Source organism: Rhodococcus sp. B50, assembly GCF_013602415.1.
GTDB lineage: Bacteria > Actinomycetota > Actinomycetes > Mycobacteriales > Mycobacteriaceae > Rhodococcus.
The window spans coordinates 2251988-2268719 of sequence record NZ_WPAG02000002.1 but is presented as its reverse complement, the minus strand read 5'-3'; the positions used below and the strand labels follow the sequence as shown (position 1 = coordinate 2268719).

The 16732-nt window shown below is 66.6% G+C and carries 14 protein-coding genes and 1 riboswitch; of the genes, 6 read left to right on the top strand and 8 right to left on the bottom strand.

Annotated elements, in window-relative coordinates:
• The first annotated feature begins 19 nt into the window (after nucleotides 1–19).
• Nucleotides 20–1501: a sodium:solute symporter family protein gene (locus GON09_RS10660; protein ID WP_213931771.1), complete on the top strand. Its 1482-nt coding sequence runs from the start codon at nucleotides 20–22 to the stop codon at nucleotides 1499–1501.
• A gap of 52 nt (nucleotides 1502–1553) precedes the next feature.
• Here the strand turns inward: GON09_RS10660 and GON09_RS10655 are convergent, their stop codons facing one another.
• The 4 genes from GON09_RS10655 to GON09_RS10640 all read right to left on the bottom strand — a co-directional run bounded on the left by GON09_RS10655 (nucleotide 1554) and on the right by GON09_RS10640 (nucleotide 4715).
• A complete protein-coding gene (locus GON09_RS10655; RefSeq protein WP_213931770.1) occupies nucleotides 1554–2450 on the bottom strand; it encodes a type IV toxin-antitoxin system AbiEi family antitoxin domain-containing protein in 897 nt (298 codons plus the stop codon).
• 188 nt (nucleotides 2451–2638) lie between these two features.
• On the bottom strand, nucleotides 2639–2950 hold the full coding sequence (locus GON09_RS10650; RefSeq protein ID WP_213931769.1) for an antibiotic biosynthesis monooxygenase family protein: 312 nt from the start codon (nucleotides 2948–2950) through the stop codon (nucleotides 2639–2641).
• A gap of 183 nt (nucleotides 2951–3133) precedes the next feature.
• Nucleotides 3134–4156, bottom strand: coding sequence for an esterase/lipase family protein (locus GON09_RS10645; RefSeq protein ID WP_307854352.1), 1023 nt, complete (start codon nucleotides 4154–4156; stop codon nucleotides 3134–3136).
• 91 nt (nucleotides 4157–4247) lie between these two features.
• Nucleotides 4248–4715 (bottom strand): MarR family winged helix-turn-helix transcriptional regulator, encoded by a 468-nt coding sequence (locus GON09_RS10640; protein ID WP_213931767.1) that lies wholly within the window; start codon nucleotides 4713–4715, stop codon nucleotides 4248–4250.
• Nucleotides 4716–4793: 78 nt separating this feature from the next.
• Between GON09_RS10640 and GON09_RS10635 the strand changes: the two genes are divergently transcribed.
• Entirely contained in the window at nucleotides 4794–5696 is a 903-nt protein-coding gene (locus GON09_RS10635; RefSeq protein WP_213931766.1) for an alpha/beta fold hydrolase, read from the top strand.
• Between the two features lie 178 nt (nucleotides 5697–5874).
• Nucleotides 5875–6795 (top strand): phosphodiesterase, encoded by a 921-nt coding sequence (locus GON09_RS10630; protein ID WP_213931765.1) that lies wholly within the window; start codon nucleotides 5875–5877, stop codon nucleotides 6793–6795.
• Between the two features lie 42 nt (nucleotides 6796–6837).
• Here GON09_RS10630 and GON09_RS10625 read toward each other — a convergent pair whose 3' ends face one another.
• A complete protein-coding gene (locus GON09_RS10625) occupies nucleotides 6838–8319 on the bottom strand; it encodes a stealth family protein (protein WP_213931764.1) in 1482 nt (493 codons plus the stop codon).
• Nucleotides 8320–8581: 262 nt separating this feature from the next.
• Nucleotides 8582–8673, top strand: a riboswitch (TPP riboswitch).
• A gap of 53 nt (nucleotides 8674–8726) precedes the next feature.
• Between GON09_RS10625 and GON09_RS10620 the strand changes: the two genes are divergently transcribed.
• Nucleotides 8727–9491, top strand: coding sequence for a 3-oxoacyl-ACP reductase (locus tag GON09_RS10620; RefSeq protein ID WP_213931763.1), 765 nt, complete (start codon nucleotides 8727–8729; stop codon nucleotides 9489–9491).
• Nucleotides 9491–10795 carry an LLM class flavin-dependent oxidoreductase gene (locus GON09_RS10615; protein ID WP_213931762.1) on the top strand — a complete coding sequence of 435 codons (1305 nt, stop codon included), beginning with the start codon at nucleotides 9491–9493 and terminating at the stop codon, nucleotides 10793–10795. The genes GON09_RS10620 and GON09_RS10615 overlap by 1 nt, the downstream gene beginning before the upstream one ends.
• A 20-nt stretch (nucleotides 10796–10815) precedes the next feature.
• Here GON09_RS10615 and GON09_RS10610 read toward each other — a convergent pair whose 3' ends face one another.
• Entirely contained in the window at nucleotides 10816–11760 is a 945-nt protein-coding gene (locus GON09_RS10610) for a type IV toxin-antitoxin system AbiEi family antitoxin domain-containing protein (protein ID WP_213931761.1), read from the bottom strand.
• A gap of 133 nt (nucleotides 11761–11893) precedes the next feature.
• Nucleotides 11894–13174, bottom strand: coding sequence for a serine hydrolase domain-containing protein (locus tag GON09_RS10605; RefSeq protein WP_213931760.1), 1281 nt, complete (start codon nucleotides 13172–13174; stop codon nucleotides 11894–11896).
• A gap of 179 nt (nucleotides 13175–13353) precedes the next feature.
• Between GON09_RS10605 and GON09_RS10600 the strand changes: the two genes are divergently transcribed.
• The gene (locus tag GON09_RS10600; protein WP_064063243.1) at nucleotides 13354–14400 is read left to right on the top strand and encodes a zinc-dependent alcohol dehydrogenase family protein; all 1047 of its coding nucleotides are present in this window, start codon (nucleotides 13354–13356) and stop codon (nucleotides 14398–14400) included.
• An 18-nt stretch (nucleotides 14401–14418) separates the two neighbouring features.
• Here the strand turns inward: GON09_RS10600 and GON09_RS10595 are convergent, their stop codons facing one another.
• The gene (locus GON09_RS10595) at nucleotides 14419–16641 is read right to left on the bottom strand and encodes a glycoside hydrolase family 3 C-terminal domain-containing protein (protein WP_213931759.1); all 2223 of its coding nucleotides are present in this window, start codon (nucleotides 16639–16641) and stop codon (nucleotides 14419–14421) included.
• Nucleotides 16642–16732: the final 91 nt, after the last annotated feature.

The following is a 16732-nucleotide window of genomic DNA, read 5'->3' as shown; positions in this document are numbered from 1 at the left end:
CTCTCCATACGGAGCTGCCATGATCATCACCGGTGTCGCCGTGTGCCTCGTCGTACTTCTCGGGGCCGGCTTCTACTCCACCCGCAAGGTCCGCGGACAGGCCGGGAACTTCCTGCTCGCAGGTCGCTCGCTCGGTGCCCCCGTGTTGGCGGTCCTGCTCATGTCCCAGGTCATCGATTCCAACGCGACCCTCGGTTCCGCCGACCTCGCCGCCGGATTCGGCTTCTGGGCCGGGGCCGCGATGCCGCTCGGTGTCGCGCTCAGTGTCCTGCTCGTCGGAATCTTCTTCGCGAAGCGTCTGCGGGCGACCGGCGTGGTGACCCTGCCGGAGTTCTTCGCCCGCCGCTTCGGGCGCGGCACCGAGATCACCGCCTCCGTCCTCACCGTGGGCAGCTTCGGCATCCTCCTCGCCGGCAACCTCGTCGCCCTCGCCTACCTCCTGCAGTACTTCCTCGGCCTGAACTACACCGCCGCGGTACTGGTGATCATCCCGTTCGTGCTCGCCTACACGATGGCCGGCGGCATGTTCGCCAGCGTCTACACCGGCATGGTCCAGTTCGCCGTCATGGCCGTCGGTATCGTCTCCCTCCTCGCGTGGGTGGCTCTCGGTCCCGGCTTCACCCACGGGGACGGCCTCGGCATCGGTGATCTCGGCCAGCTCACCGATCCGGCGCAGGGCGCCGCGATCAACTGGGCCACGATCGTCGCGCTCGGGCTCGGCAACCTGGTCGCGATCGACCTGATGCAGCGTGTGTTCTCCGCCAAGTCGCCGCACGCGGCCCAGCGCGCCTGCTTCTCCGCGGCGACCGGCATTCTCCTGCTGTGCGTGCCGCTCTCGTTCGTCGCGCTCGCGGCGGTGTCGATCGTCGGTGACAGCGCCGCCGACGCGCCGATTCTCTACGTCCTGCTGGGCGAGTACACGCCACAGTGGCTGTCGATCCTGGTGCTCTCCGGTCTGGTGACGGCCTCGCTGACCACGATCAGCGGAGTACTGCTGTCCACGGCGACGGTGCTGGTGCGCAACGTCTTCCGCGTCGGTGGCGAGAATGCGGCGATGTCCTCGGACGTCATGAAGGCCACGCGCCTGCTCATGCTGCCCATGGCGGCGTTCGGCGCGCTCGTCGCCCTGCGCGTCCCGCAGACCGGCATCCTGCTGACCCTCACCTTCGACCTGCTGCTCGCCTCGCTCGTCGTCCCGTTCATCCTCGGACTGTTCTGGTCGCGTGGCGACGGTCGCGCCGTGGCTGCCGCGGCGATCGCCGGGATCACGGTGCGCGCCGGCTTCTTCGTCCTCACCCCGACCATCTACGGCGTCGACAACACCCTGCTGTACATCCCGAATTCGCTGGTCACCTCGTCCGTTGACGGCTGGACCACCTTCATCGGATTCCTGGTGTCGCTGGTCGCCTACGTGACGGTCGCGCTGGTGCGACGTCCGGTTCCTGCGATCACGGTGCCGGAACCCGCCGTCGTCCCCGCGAAGCAGCCGGTCGCGGTGTAGTTTGCACGCCGAACCGGGGCTCGCCACCGCAACACGCGGGGCGAGCCCCGGTTCACCGCGTCAACCTCGCCGCGCGACGTGCCGCCTGTCGCAGTCGTTCTGCAACGACGTCGAACCGTTCCAGCTCCGACCACGTCCAGCGCACCACCTCGAAGCCTGCGTCGCGGATCGCGTCCTGACGGAGCTTCTCGTCGAACACGTCCCGTGGATCGGAATACTTGATCCTCCCGTCGAATTCTCCGACGACGCCGTTCTCCCACATGAAGTCGACGCGATAGCGTCGCCCGTTCCCGCCGACGATCTCGTGCTGAAGGATCGGCCGCGGTAGTCCGGCTTCTGCGATGCGTATTCGAGACAACGACTCTCCGGCACTCTCACTGCGACCGTCCAGGAACGGAACGGCGGCGCGGGCCTTCGCGAGACCGTGCCTCTGTCCGGATCCGGCGAGCACCCGGAGCAGATCCGCCGCGGTGTCCGGATACAACCGCAGAGCCGAGTCACCCACGACGACGGCCTGATCTCTCGGCAACGTCCGGGCGAGGTCGACAACCGTCCGAGCGACCGATGTCACCGGCAGGCCGTCGAGGAGAACGACGTCGTCACGGAGTTCGGTCGGGTGCACATGGATCTGCGACGTCATCCGCCCGTGCCGGTGCGGTGGCCTGGAGACATGTACGTGTTCGAGCGAGACCCTCCACAGGTCCAGCCCATGAAGGGACGCCGCAGAAACGTGGCTCAGGACCGTTCCCGCTGAGAGCTGTCGACCGAAATGGCGTGCCCGGACACGGTGCACTCCGACCTTGCCGAGTTCCTCGACGTCCGACCGGCGCAAGAACATGCCGCGTCCGAGGCGGACGAGATCTCCGGCCCTGGTTGCTCTGCGGATGTCGTTGTCGGACATCCCGGATGCCGTCAGTGTCGCGGTCGTGAGTATCGGTGGATCGCTCATGAGGTGATCGTCGCAGCCCGCGCGAGTGCCACAGTTCCGCAGAAAGCTCACGGGTGCATTCTGTGAATGAATGCATCTGTTGTGGAGAACCCGTGCCCTACAGCAGTTTGCCCGCCGAACCGTACTTCGCCCGTGCTATAGGCGGGGTGAAGTACGGTTCGGCGGGCGAGGTTTTGCCGAGTATCGCGCTACTTCTCGAAGACGATGTCCTCGATGAGCATGTGCTGCTCCACCGCGGAAGGTGCCTGCATGCCCGGGGCCTGATCGTCCGAGTGCGACGCCTTGAACGAGTCCGAACGCAACCACGCCAGGAAGTCGTCCTTGGAGTCGAATTCCATGGTGGACACGTAGGGGAGGCCGTCGGCCGCGGGGCGCATCAACGTCGTTCGGTTGAGGCCCGGCACTCCGTCGAGCGTCGAACGCATGCTCTCGACGAAGACCTTTTCGAATGCCTCGGTGGTATCGGCGGGGACGTCGATGCGGTTGGTGATGACGTACACGGTGACCCTTTCTGAGAAGTCGTGGCAGACCCGGGAGCCCTCAGGAATTATAACGACACCCTGTCGATAACCTGCGGTCCGTGCCCGCCCACGACGCGCGGATCGGTGGGGCCACCCCGACCGACATCTCCCAGAACTGCGCGTAACGGCCACCGTGTCGCAGCGTGACGGTGGTCGAACGGCTCAGGCGCCGGACCGACCGGCGGCGACGCTCTCCTGTACAGCGGGATTGCTGATCGTCGGATCGGGACTCCACCCGAGGATCGGCGGGACGAAGACGCACTCGAGCGGCCCTGCCGAGCCCGGATCGAGCGCCTCGAGAACGAACCACGCCGCGTTCGGATCGTTGACGATGCTGGCATGTTCGACGAAGTCGTTCGTGCAGTGGTCCTGCAGCACGATGTTCGTCGCGTTGGGTGCTTCGCGGTAGCCGCTGGTGTACGGGAGGACGATCTCCTCGTAGCGGGTCATGATGTTCGTGTACGTCACTTCGTCGGCGTAGATGCCGGCCTCCTGGATCATGTGGATCCAGTCCGATCCGGCGAGGACCTGCGGGCATGCACCGCACCCGAGGAAGTGGACGAGATTCTCCACATCCTGCCGCACGCCGACGTGCTCGAACAGCTCGAACGACGCCGCGAGCAGAAAGGCGTGGCTGCCCTCGTAGACCGGCCCGAGCGAGATGTAGTCGTCGACCTTCTCGTTGCCGCCGAGGAACTTCACGTACCAGACGGGCATCAGGGTGCCCTGCGAATGTCCGACGAGGTCGACCTTCTCCGCGCCGGTCGCGGCGAGGACCTCGTCGACGAACCCCGAGAGTTGCTGTGCGCTGTCCTCCATCGGCAGCAATCCGCCGACGGAATTCAACGGCCAGGGGAGGTCGGCGTGGTTGCCGTAAGTGAGGGCGAAGACGCAGTAGCCCTCGTTCGCGAGGAGGGGCCCGAGGTACGACCAGTTGTTGTGCCGGTTGAGCACCGTGCCATGGACGAGCACGACGGGATCCGGATGTTCCTCCGACGGGACGCAGTCCCAGTCGTTCGTGCCGAGCGCGCTGCCGTTCGGATCGCCGAACTCGTGAGCGAACCCGTCCAGGAACGTTTTTCCGACGGGTAGGGGAGGAACGGGCTCCTCGGCGGCTGCCGTTCCTGCCCCAACCACGGTGAAGGCGACCGCGAGTGCCGCGGCGACCCAAGAGCGTATCTGCATTCCCATCCCCCCGAAGTATGTGGATGGGCATGGAAGTTAACAGAAATTCTCCCTGTCGGGCAGTGCGGTTCCCATGCGGGTCGGTGCTGCCTCAGGCCTCGGTGTCCTCCGAGGAGCGCGCGGACTCCACGGCGTCGGTCATGGAGCCGAGAAATTCCCGCACGACCTCCAGTTGCGGCTCGGAGAAGGACTCGAGCGCGGCGGATGCCCGGGCGAAGAGCGGACCGAAGAAATCCCATCCGAGTTTCTCGGCCGCCGGGGTTACGCGCAGGATCACGCGCCTCCGGTCGTCGCTGTCGCGATCCCGCCGCACGTGACCGGCCCGTTCGAGCCTGTCGACGAGTGCGGTGACCGAGGCGGTGTTGAGCCGCAGGTGCTCGGCGAGCCAGCCGGGTGTCGCGATCTCCCCGGCCCGTTCCCGGTCGAGAAGTCCGATCAGCGCTCGCAGATCGGTGGGATGCAGCGCGTGTTTCTGTGCGAATTCGGCGCCTAGCAGATCGAGTTGCACGGTGAGCGCGCGCAACCGGTGGATCATGTCGAGTCTGCCGTCGTCCGTCACGTCACCTCCGCCTCTCGACAGACTCTACTCGCCCACCTAGTATCTCGATCATCGAGATATTCGACGGTGGAGGTTCCGATGATCCGGTCACCACGTACGCCCTTCGTCGACACGGCCGACGGCCGCGCGTTCTACGACGCGTACGACACACTTCTCGCGAAGTGGCCGCGCGGCACCAAGATTCACGACCTTCCTTCGCGCTTCGGCACCACCCGCGTCACCGAGTACGGTTCACCCGAAGCTCCACCGGTCCTGCTCCTCCCCGGCGCCGGAGCGACCTCCATCGTCTGGTTCGCCAACGCCGCCGCGTTGGGGGAGCGTCATCGCGTGCTGGCCGTCGACCTCATCGGGGATGTCGGACGCAGCGTCGCCTCCGGCGATCCCGTTCGCAACGTCGACGATCTGCTCGAATGGCTCGGATCCGTCGCCGATACCGTCGGGGCGACGCGGTGCGCACTCGTCGGTCACTCGTACGGCGCGATGATCGCACTCGCGGCAGCCGTGCGGACTCCCGAACGGATTGACCGGCTCGTGCTGCTCGACCCCAACTCGTGCTTTGCCGGGATGCGGCCCGGATATCTCCTGCGGGCACTTCCTGTTCTCGTCCGGCCCACCGCCGCCCGCGAACGGGCATTCCTCGAGTGGGAAACCCGAGGGGCACAACTCGATCCCGACTGGATCACCCTGATGGCGCTCGGCGCGGCGCACTTCCCGACTTCGAAGACGATCGTGCCCCGGCGGCCGTCAGCGGAAGCGCTGGGGCGGTGCACTGCCGACGTCACGGTGGTGCTCGCGCCGTTCGGACGAGTGCACGACCCGGACAAGGTGGCACGTACTGTACGGAAGGCCCTACCGTCCTGCCGGGCCGTCACGCTGACCGTCGGTACCCACCACACTCTGCCCATGCACCCGAGCGACGAGATCGATGCCGTGCTGCGGGACGCACTGGATGCAGAGGTGCGTATCGATCCCGGGTTGTGAGCCAGATCACCATCCGGTGTCCGGGTGTCCATTTCCGCAGCTCACCGCGCGGTAACGGGGTGTTCGCCGCGGGTTCAGGGTCTCGATGTGATCCAGAAGCCATGGAGTCGTAGAAACACAATCGCTACCGTTGATGGCGATCGAGTGCCCCGAAACGGGCGAATGGAAGTGAGAGATCATGGGCAGCTCTCCAGCCCCTGAGCGAACAGCCGAATATCCCAGACCTTCGCACACCCTCCTTCATCTCACCGATACACACCTCGTCGGTGGAGACGAACTCCTCTACGGCACCGTCGACGCCGACACTCGCCTCGGACTGATCCTCGAGGACATCCGTGCCTCGCAGGTCCGTCCCGACGCTCTGGTGTTCACCGGCGACCTCGCCGATCGCGGTCAACCCGACGCCTACCGCAAGCTCCGCGGTCTCGTCGAGCCGCTGGCAGCGGCGCTCGGCGCCGAGATCGTCTGGGCCATGGGTAACCATGACGACCGGGCCGTTTTCCGAGAAGAACTCCTGGACGAAGCGCCCGCCGGCACGCCCATCGACGAAGTCCGCATGATCGGCGGGCTGCGGATCATCACGCTCGACACTTCGGTTCCGGGTCACCACCACGGCGAAGTCTCTGCCGAGCAGCTCGCCTGGCTGGCCGACGAGCTCTCGACACCCGCCCCGTTCGGTACCGTTCTCGCACTGCATCATCCGCCGGTGCCGAGCGTCTTCGACATGGCCGTGCTCGTCGAGCTCCGCGACCAAGCGGGCCTCGCCGAAGTGCTGCGCGGCACCGATGTGCGCGCCATCCTCGGCGGCCACCTGCACTACTCGACCTCGGCCACGTTCGCGGGCATCCCGGTGTCCGTCGCCTCGTCGACCTGCTACACGCAGGATCTGAACGTTCCGGTGGGGTCGCAGCGCGGACACGACGGCGCTCAGGGGTTCAACCTGGTGCACGTCTACCCGGAGACCATCGTTCACTCGGTGGTGCCCAGCGGAAGCTACGCCACCACCGGTCGACCCCATTCCGCGGAGGACACCGTGCGGCGACTCGCCGAAGCCGGCATCCGCATACCGGAGAACCCCGACCTCATCGTTCGCGTCTGATCGGACTCGGCGGGACCGGAGCAGTCCCGCCGAGTTCTCGCGTCAGCCGGGATAGTCGGCTTCCCAGGGCGCCGGAATCGGGTAGTACCGCTCGAGGAACTGCGTGACCTTCGCGGTGCGCAGCTCCAGGTCGACCTCGGGCGTGCTGCCGTCGTTGAGGCAGAACAGGTCGAGATTACGGCGCGCCAGGATCGTGTCCAGGCGGCGCAGCCCGGTCTTCACCGTGGTGTCGACGTACTCCACCTTCGCCGTCGTCTGCTGCACCGCACGGCCGGTCAACAGTGTGTAGTAGTGGTAGAAGGAATTCGTCACCGAGATGTTGTCGGCCGCCCGGAACGGGCTCGCCGCCGTCGCCGCGAACTCGTCCGCGAACTCGCGCTCCATCTCCGCCATGATCGACCTGCGCAGCGGGACCGGTGTGTGTTCGAGGTGCCGAGTGATGGTGACCCCGAAGCGGTCCTGCAGGAGTTTGCGGTTCATTCGGGCGGAGTTCTCGAACCCGCTGCGCGACGCGTTGTTTCGGCCGAGGCCGATCCGCACGTCGCACTCTATGAACTTGCCGACACCGCCGCCGGAGAAGAACAGGCTCGGGCTCACCCGTCGACCGAAGAACATGTCGTCGTTGGAGTACAGGAAATGCTCGGACAGTCCCGGGATGTGGTGCAGCTGCGCCTCGACCGCCATCGAGTTGTAGGTGGGCAGCGCGGACGGATCGGTGAAGAACTCCTCGCTGCGCACGAACGTCACGCGCGGATCGTCGGCGAGCCAAGCCGGTCGCGGCGAGTCGGTAGCGACGAAGATCCGCCGCACCCAGGGCGCATACATGTGGACCGAACGCAGGGCGTACTTGAGTTCGTCGATCTGCCGATAGCGCGCCGGCGAGTCGTCACCTTCGCCGACGACATAGTTCTGCATGAGCTTCGCGCGCTTGGCCTGGAACGACTTCGACGACCCGTCGACCCACGAGAACACGAGGTCGATCTCGAACGGGATATCGCCGGGATGCCGGTCGAACATCCCTTCGATGGTCGGCCACAATTGCCCGTACCGTTCCACGGTCGTCCGACGCATCTCGTCGCGCAGTGCGGTCGTGCGGGTGAGAGCGTTCGGGCGAGGCATGATCACCTCGTCGTCGGTGTAGGTCCACAGTTCGATCTCCACGCCGTTCGACGCACCGTAGCGCAACCCGCTGGTGAGCTCGACCCGCGGTCGGAACAGCCGGAACACCCGGTCCTTCTTGTCACGCGACAGGCGTCCGTCCGCGACGAGGACCGAGCGTCGCTTCGAACCGACGGCCTTCGAGTAGAAGGGCTCGCCGGCGCACCCCTCGGCCAGGGCGGCACGCAGCCTCGTACGGTCGGACCGATCGATCGCCAGGATCGGACGTTCGCTGTCGTCGCGCACGAGGAGGTAGTCGATGCGTGCCCGGTCGAGCACGCGGCGCAGGAACAGCACGTCCTCGATCTGCGCCTCGTCGGGCGTGGTCGTGGTGATGGGGATCGCGTAGCGATCCTCGAACCACACGACGTCCTCGTGTCTCGAGGGTCCGGGAACCGGGGTGCGGTCGAGTGGCGGGGCGTCTCCGACCTGCTGAGAAAGGGAGACATAGGGAGCGTTGTAGGGGGCCGGCGAGTGCGTCGGAATCTCCTTTCACGGGTCGGGACAGGAAAGGCCCATTTTAACGCCGATCTGAGCTAAGTTCCCGCGTCGGTGGTGTGACGATCTGATGAATGCCGGCGCCGACGGTCTCGGAGGGGTCGAGATCCCGAGGTGTAACCTGTGCGCAGGACTCGACACGGGGTGCCGGAAACGGCTGAGAGAACACCCGTCGAACCTGATCTCGATTATGCGAGCGAAGGGATGCCGAGCCGGCGACAGGCCTGAGGTCTGTTGCCCTCACGCACCCTTCCCCACACAGGGAAGGCACAGAAATGTCATTGCAGAACCAGGTCGTCCTTATCACCGGTGCCGGTCGCGGTCTCGGCCAGAGCATCGCGCAGGCGTTCGCCGACGAAGGAGCCGCAGTCGTTCTCGACTACCGACGCAGCGGTGAGAGCGCCCACGAACTGGCCGACAAGATCGGATCCGGGCGGGCCGTCGCACTGAAGGCCGACGTCACCGACCGCGGCGAGGTCGAGTCGCTGTTCGCACAAGCTCGCGAGCACTTCGGACGTCCCGTCACCACGGTCGTCAACAACGCACTGCCCGACTTCTCGTTCAACGGCGACGCCCGCGCCAAGGCAGACGAGATCGGATATGCCGCCTTCGGTGCGCAGTTCGACGGAGTCGTCGGCGGTGCCGTCAACGTCATCCAGGCCGCGCTGCCGGGCATGCGGGAAGCCGGGCGCGGCAGCGTCGTCAACATCGGCACCAATCTGTTCCAGCATCCGGTGGTCCCGTACCACGACTACACCGCAGCCAAGGCCGCGCTGCTGTCGCTGACCCGCACCTTCGCCGCCGACCTCGGCCCCGACGGGATCCGCGTCAACATGGTCTCCGGCGGTCTGCTGCGCACGACCGACGCATCGTCGGCGACACCGGAGGCGGTGTTCGACCTCATCGCGTCGTCGACGCCACTGCGGAAGGTCACCACCCCCGAGGATTTCGCGGCCGCGGTGCTGTTCTTCGCATCCGACTGGTCGCGGGCGGTTACGGGGCAGAACCTGGTGGTCGACGGGGGACTGGTGATGAACTGATGCCCGGACCGCGCACCCTCCACCTCAACGCCTTCCTCTACGGCGTCGGGCACCACTCGTCGGCATGGCGGCATCCCGACTCCGCCGCCGAACGCATCGGCGACATCACGTATTTCGAGGAACTGGCCCGCACCGCCGAACGAGGACGCCTCGACGCCGTGTTCTTCGCGGACGGTCACAGCGTCAACCCGAAGTACACGGCGGGCACCACCTGGTTCCTCGAACCGCTCACCGCGCTGGCGGCGATGGCGCGCGCGACCGAGCACATCGGTCTGGTCACCACCGTCTCGGCGAGCTTCTTCACGCCGTTCCACGCTGCGCGGATGCTGGCCTCGCTCGACCACATCAGTGGTGGCCGCGTGGGAGCCAATATCGTCACCTCGATGTTCGACGACGAAGCGCGCAACCACGGATTCGACGCGCTCCCGCCGCACGCGGAGCGGTATGCGCGGGCGGAGGAGTTCATCGACGTGCTGTGCGCACTGTGGGATTCGTGGGACGACGGCGGTGTCCTCGTCGACCGGGCCGGCGGCGCATTCCTGGACTCCGACGCGATCCGTCCGATCCATCACCGGGGCAAGCACTTCCGCGTCGACGGTCCCCTGACCGTGCCGCGGTGCCCGCAGGGCCGTCCCGTGCTGTTCCAGGCGGGCGCCTCGGAGACCGGACGCAACCTCGCGGCCCGCCACGCCGAGGCCGTCTACTCCGTCGCGTGGGACATGACGGCGGCGCTCGACTACGCCACCGACCTGCGTGCACGCATCGCCTCCGTCGGCAGGGACGCCGGTTCGGTCGCCATCCTGCCGGGGCTCGTGACCTATGTCGGTCGCACCGAGAACGAGGCATGGGCGAAGAAAGCGGAACTCGACGCTCTGCTCGACATCGACGCCGCCCTCGCCCAACTCGGAGTCTTCACCGGTCAGGACTACACGAGCCACGATCTCGACGCTCCCGTCGACGACCTGCCGCCCATCGAGGAGTTCACCGGTCCGCAGGGCCGCTATGCGACGGTGCAGCGCATCATCGAGACCCGTCGTCCCACGCTGCGCGAGCTGCTCGGTTACCTCGCAGCGGGTGGTGGTCACGCGACGATGATCGGCACCCCCGAGTCCGTCGCCGACAGCATCGAGGAATGGTTCACCGCAGGCGCCTGCGACGGTTTCAACCTGATGTGCCCCGCCTATCCGGATTCCCTCGACGACTTCGTCGACCTCGTGGTGCCGGAACTGCAGCGCCGCGGCCTGTTCCGGACCGAATACCCCGGGTCGACCCTGCGCGACTCGCTCGGTCTGAAGGCGCTGTAGCGGAGAAGAGCGCAAAACGGTCATCGGAGCGGGTTGTAGCGCGCGCCGATGACCGTTTCGCGCTGCTGAGCTTCCCGACGTGCCTGCTGCCGGTGGCGTGCACGCTCGAACCGATCGACGACGACGTGGAATCGCGACAGCTCCGCCCAGTTCCAGCGGATCACCTCCAGCCCGAGATCCCGCAACGCATCCTCGCGCGCCTTCTCTGCGAGCAGGTGGTGGCGTTCGGTGTACTTTCCGGTGCCATCGAATTCACCGACGATGCCGAGTTCACGCCACAGGAAGTCCACCCGGTAGCGGCGCCCGTCGCGGACCACGATCTCGTGCTGCAGGTCGGGCCTCGGCAGTCCCGCCTCGATCATGTGCAGCCGCGACAGCGACTCGCCGACACTCTCGCTCCGGCCGTCGACGAGGCGCGCCACCGACTCCGCCGCCACGATCCCGGTTCTGCCGCGACACGCAGCAACGATTCGGGGCAGGTCGAGGCGCGCTGTCGGATCCGCTCGCAACGCCGAATCGCCGATGACGAGAGCGCGCGGACGCGACAGCGTGCGCGCGACATCGACGACGGTACGAGCGAGCGACGTGACGCGCAGACCGTCCACGTCGACGACGTCGCCGTCCAGGTCGGCGGTATGGATGTGCAGGTCGTCGCTCACCCGGCAGCTGCGCGTCGACGGGCGCGTGAAGTGGATCCGTCCCAACGGCGCGTCCCAGACGTCGAGGCCGTGGACGACCGCGGCCGTCACATGACTGAGCACCTCGTCGGCGTCGAGACGCGAGCCGACGAGGCGTGCCCGGGCGCGGTGAACTCCGACGGGGCCGAGGGCGCCGACGTCCTCTCGTGTCATGTACGTGCCGCGAGCGATCCTGACGAGCTCGCCGTGCCTGAGCCGTGTGCGCACCGCACGATCCGATATGCCGGCTTCGGCGAGCATCGCCCTCGTCCACACCTGTCGTGTCATGGAACCGATCATCGGGCACGGCCGGACCCGTTCCAGGGCAGTCGCACTCCGATCGTCTCGATCTGTGGAGAACACGAATCCCTGTGGACAGCCACGGGATCCGGCCGTGCTCGCTCACCGGCTGCCGGTACGATCAGCCGCCCGGTGTCGGTGCCGGTGTGCTCTCTTCAGCTCCGGGGGCTCGCGCCGGGTCGCCCGGTGCCTGGTAGTCGGAGCCGTAGAAGATCGGCAGGATGCCCTTGACGAGGGTCAGCGCCGAACCTTCACCGGACGGCACCGTCGACAGATTCGTCGCGATGACGATCGTCAGATCTGTCTTCGGGTCGTGGCCCATGAAGGTCATGAAGCCGGGAAGCTGACCGTCGTGACCGAGCAGCGGACCGAACTGGGCCATGCCGAGGCCGTATCCGGCGGTTCCTCCGCCCACCGACTGCACGCTGTCGAGCCGGGTCTGCTGCATCTGTTCGTCGAGCAGCCCGCCGCCGACCAGCGCCTTCACATAGGTGGTCATGTCGTCGACGGTGGAGATCGCAGCGCCCGCAGTCCACGCCCAGGAGGGATTGTCGTCGGTCACGTCGTTCGGCTTCAGTGTCCCTGCGACCGCTGCGGCCTGCTGGTCGTCCGGCAGTTCGAAGGTGTCGATGGTGGAGACATTGGTGCCGAACATGTAGCCCTGTGGGTGCGGATCGGGAATCGCGGCGTCGTCGATTGCCGGGAACGAGGTCTCCGCCAACCCGAGCGGGGCAAAGATGCGCTCGTCGAACGCTTCGGCGACGGGCATGCCGGTCAGTTCTTCCACGACGAGTCCGAGCAGCACCGTATTCGTGTTGCTGTATTCGAACTGTTCGCCGGGCGGGAAGTTCACCGGCTGGGAGAACGCGATCTGCAGCAACTCCTCCTGCGTCCACGCCTTCTCGGGTTCGCGGTCCAGCGTCGAATTGAACTCCGGGTCGAAGGTGTAGCTGTACAGGCCACTCCGCATCTCGGCGAGCTGCGCGATCGTGATCGTGTCGCCGTTCGGGACACCGTCGATGTACTTCGAAATCGGGTCGTCGAGCGACAGGCGACCTTCCTGCACCAATTGCAGGATGGCGGTGACGGTCATCGTCTTCGTGTTGCTGCCGATGCGGAAATGGTCGTCGGCGGAGATCGGGTCGTCGGTGTCGATGGTGGACGTGCCGAAGACGCCGGTCCAGTCGCCGCGGTCGGGGGAGCTGATCTGTATCACCGCGCCGGGAATGGCGTTGTCGCGCATCAACCGGTCGACGGTCGATTCCACCTCCGCCGCATACTCGGGTTGAGCCTCCTCGGAGGAGGTAGGGGACGGCGCGGACTCGGGCTCGGTGGTGTCGGAACTGCACGCCGAGACGGCCAGTACGGCCACCGCCACGAGTGAGGCTGCGAGTGTCTTCATCAATCGTCTGCTTTCGGGATCGGTGGTCCCCGAAAGAACAGGGGACTCTGTGATGGTGTCACGAATTCGGACATTTCCCGCTGTCGAGGTGAATTTTTCACCCCCTCCGAACGATTCCGATCGCAGTGTCCCTCATGTCATCCTGGAACAGGACCGAATCCGTGTACGGAGGTCAGATCATGAAGGCACTGGTGTTCCACGGGCCGGGGAAGCGATCCTGGGAGGACGTCCCCGACGCAACGATCCAGGACAGTACCGATGCGGTGGTGCGGGTCGACGCGGTCACCATCTGCGGCACCGACCTGCACATCCTCGGAGGGGATGTACCCGAGGTGACCGACGGCCGGATCCTCGGCCACGAGGCCGTGGGCACCGTGGTCGAGGTGGGGGACGGAGTGCAGACACTCGCCCCCGGTGACCGAGTGCTCGTCTCGTGTATCACCGCGTGCGGCACGTGCCGGTTCTGTCGCGAGAGCCGGTACGGGCAGTGTCTCGGAGGCGGCGGCTGGATTCTCGGGCACCTGATCGACGGCACCCAGGCCGAGCTGGTCCGAGTTCCTTACGCCGACAATTCGACCCATCGCATTCCCGATGGCGTGAGCGACGAGCAGATGCTCATGCTCGCCGACATCCTGCCCACCTCCTACGAGGTCGGCGTACTCAACGGCTGTCTCCGGCCGGCCGACGTCGTCGTCGTCATCGGAGCCGGACCCATCGGACTCGCCGCGATCCTTGCCGCCCGACTGTTCAGCCCGAGTCGCATCGTGGCCGTCGACCTCGCCGACAGTCGCCTCGACGCGGCGAAGGCGTTCGGGGCGAACGTCGTGGTCAACAGCGGTCGCGAGGACGCGGCGGCCGTCGTCCGGGATCTCACCGGCGGTCTCGGTGCCGACGTCACCGTGGAGGCCGTCGGTTATCCCGAAACGTTCGAACAGGCGGTCGCGCTCGTCAGGCCGTGCGGACACGTCGCGAACATCGGCGTGCACGGCAAGCCCGCGACCCTGCACCTCGAAGATATCTGGATCAAGAACCTGACGATCACCACAGGGCTGGTCGACACCTACTCGACGCCCACCCTGATCGGTCTCGTGAGCAGCGGTCAGCTCGACACGTCGCCCATGATCACGCACCGGTTCGCGCTCGACGAGTTCGAACAGGCCTACGACGTGTTCTCCCGTGCCGGCGAGACCGGCGCGCTGAAAGTTCTCCTCACTGCCGGGTCGTGAGCTGTACGACGCTCATTCCTACTGATTGGCGACATCGAGGAGTTCCTGGATCTGCTCCGGCTCGACCCCCGGAGCGAACCCGGCGAGACGACCGAGCGGCATCGACGCCGCCATCTTCAGAACGCTCTCGTCGACTCCCACGTCGCCGCCGAGCGAACCGAACGCCTGCAGGACGATCTCGGCGGCCGCAGGGTTCTGGAACAGCTCTCCGAGAGACGACTCCATCGTCAACGGAACCCGCACCGCGTCGCCCGTCACGTCGACGGTGAGCGTCTGCCGGATGTCGCGGCTCGATGCGCCGATCCCGATGCTGTACGTACCGCCTTCGACCACCCAGGAATCGACCCGGGTGTCCCAGTAGGCGAGGTCGTCGCGCCGCACGCTCACGGCGACCCGTTGCGATTCGCCGGGAGCCAGACGGACCTTGGTGAAGCCCTTCAACTCTCGCGGCGCCCGCGCAACCGACGAGCCCGGGACACCGACGTACACCTGCACGACCTCGGCGCCCGCACGGTCACCGGTGTTGGTGACGGTGACGTGCACGGTGATGTCACCGTCGGATTCCACTGCGGCGTCGGCGTATTCGAACGTCGTGTACGACAGGCCGTGACCGAACGGGAAGGACACGTCGAGTCGACGCGCGTCGTACGAGCGGTATCCGACGAACAGTCCTTCGCCGTACCGCACATGACCGTGCTCGCCCGGGAAGTTCGTGTGGGCCGGGGTGTCCTCGAGGCGTACCGGGACGGTCTCCGCGAGGCGGCCGCTCGGATTCACCTGCCCGTAGAGCACGTCGGCGACGGCGCCACCACCGGCCTGCCCGAGCAACCATCCCTCGACGAGCGCCGGAACACGGTCGGCGAAGCCGCTCATCCGCACGACACCGCCGTTCGACAACACGACGACGACGTTCGGGTTCGTCGTCAGCACCGCATCGAGCAACGCGGTCTGACTCTGCGGAAGCTCGAGATCGTCGCGGTCGAAGCCTTCGGATTCGAGTTCGGCGGGCACACCGAGGAACACGATCGCGATATCGGCAGCTGCGGCAAGCGTCACCGCTTCGTCGACGAGTTCGGCCGAGTCCGATCCGTCGAGCGCGTAACCGGCGGCGAAGGGAACTTCCCGGCCGGACAGTGACCGGATCTCGTCGAGCGCATTGTCGAGGCGCGTCGGTTCGATCCGGGACGATCCGGCGCCCTGGTAGCGCGGCGTGCGGGCCAGTTCGCCGATCACCGCGATGTTCGCGTCGGTGGCGAGGGGGAGCAGGTCGTTCTCGTTGCGGAGCAGGACGATGCTCTGTCCGGCCGCCTCGCGTGCGAGCGCGTGATGGGCATCGGTGTCCAACGTCGCGTCGGGATCGGACGCAGCGACGGCCTTCTGTACCAGCTCGACCACCCGCGTGGCTGCCGTATCGAGCACCGACTCGTCGACCGTGCCCGCTCGCACCGCCGCGACGATCTCCGCGTCGGTACGACCTCCCGTGGACGGCATCTCGAGATCCAGACCTGCGAGGAGGGACGCCACGCGGTCGTCGACCGCGCCCCAATCGCTCACGACCAGACCCTCGAAACCCCACTCACCGCGCAGGACGTCGGTGAGCAGCCACGGATTGCGGGACGAGTACACCCCGTTGATGCGGTTGTACGAGCACATCACCGTCCACGGCTGCGCGTCCCGCACGACCCGCTCGAAGGCGCGCAGGTAGATCTCCCGCAGGGGCCGCGGGTCGACGTCGGCGGAAACCCGCATCCGATCGGTCTCCTGATTGTTCGCCGCGAAGTGTTTGAGCGACGCACCGACGCCCTGCGACTGCATGCCACGCACGAGCGCAGCGCCCAGAACGCCCGAGAGCAGCGGATCCTCCGACAGGTACTCGAAGTTCCGGCCGCACAGCGGGGAGCGCTTGATGTTGATGCCGGGTCCGAGCAGGACACCGACCTGCAGCGCGTGGGCTTCCGCGCCCAATGCCGCGCCGACGCGCTCGAGCAACTCCGGGTCGAAGGAACACCCCAACGCGACGGCCGGCGGGAAACAGGTCGCGGGCACGGACGAGTGCAGGCCGAGATGGTCGCCCTCCGCGGTCTGCTTCCGCACACCGTGCGGCCCGTCGGTGAGCATGATCGAAGGGATGTTCTCGCGCGCAACAGGTTCGGTGTGCCAGAAGTCGAGGCCGCTCATGAGCGACGCCTTCTCCTCGACAGTCAGTCGCGCCACGATCTCGATGGGTGAGCGGTCGGTCATGCTGCTCCTTCGGCCGGGTCGGTCCGCTGCACCATAACCCGTAGGAGAGACGGACGATATCGGTGGAACCGGACGTCGTGTTACAGCGGGA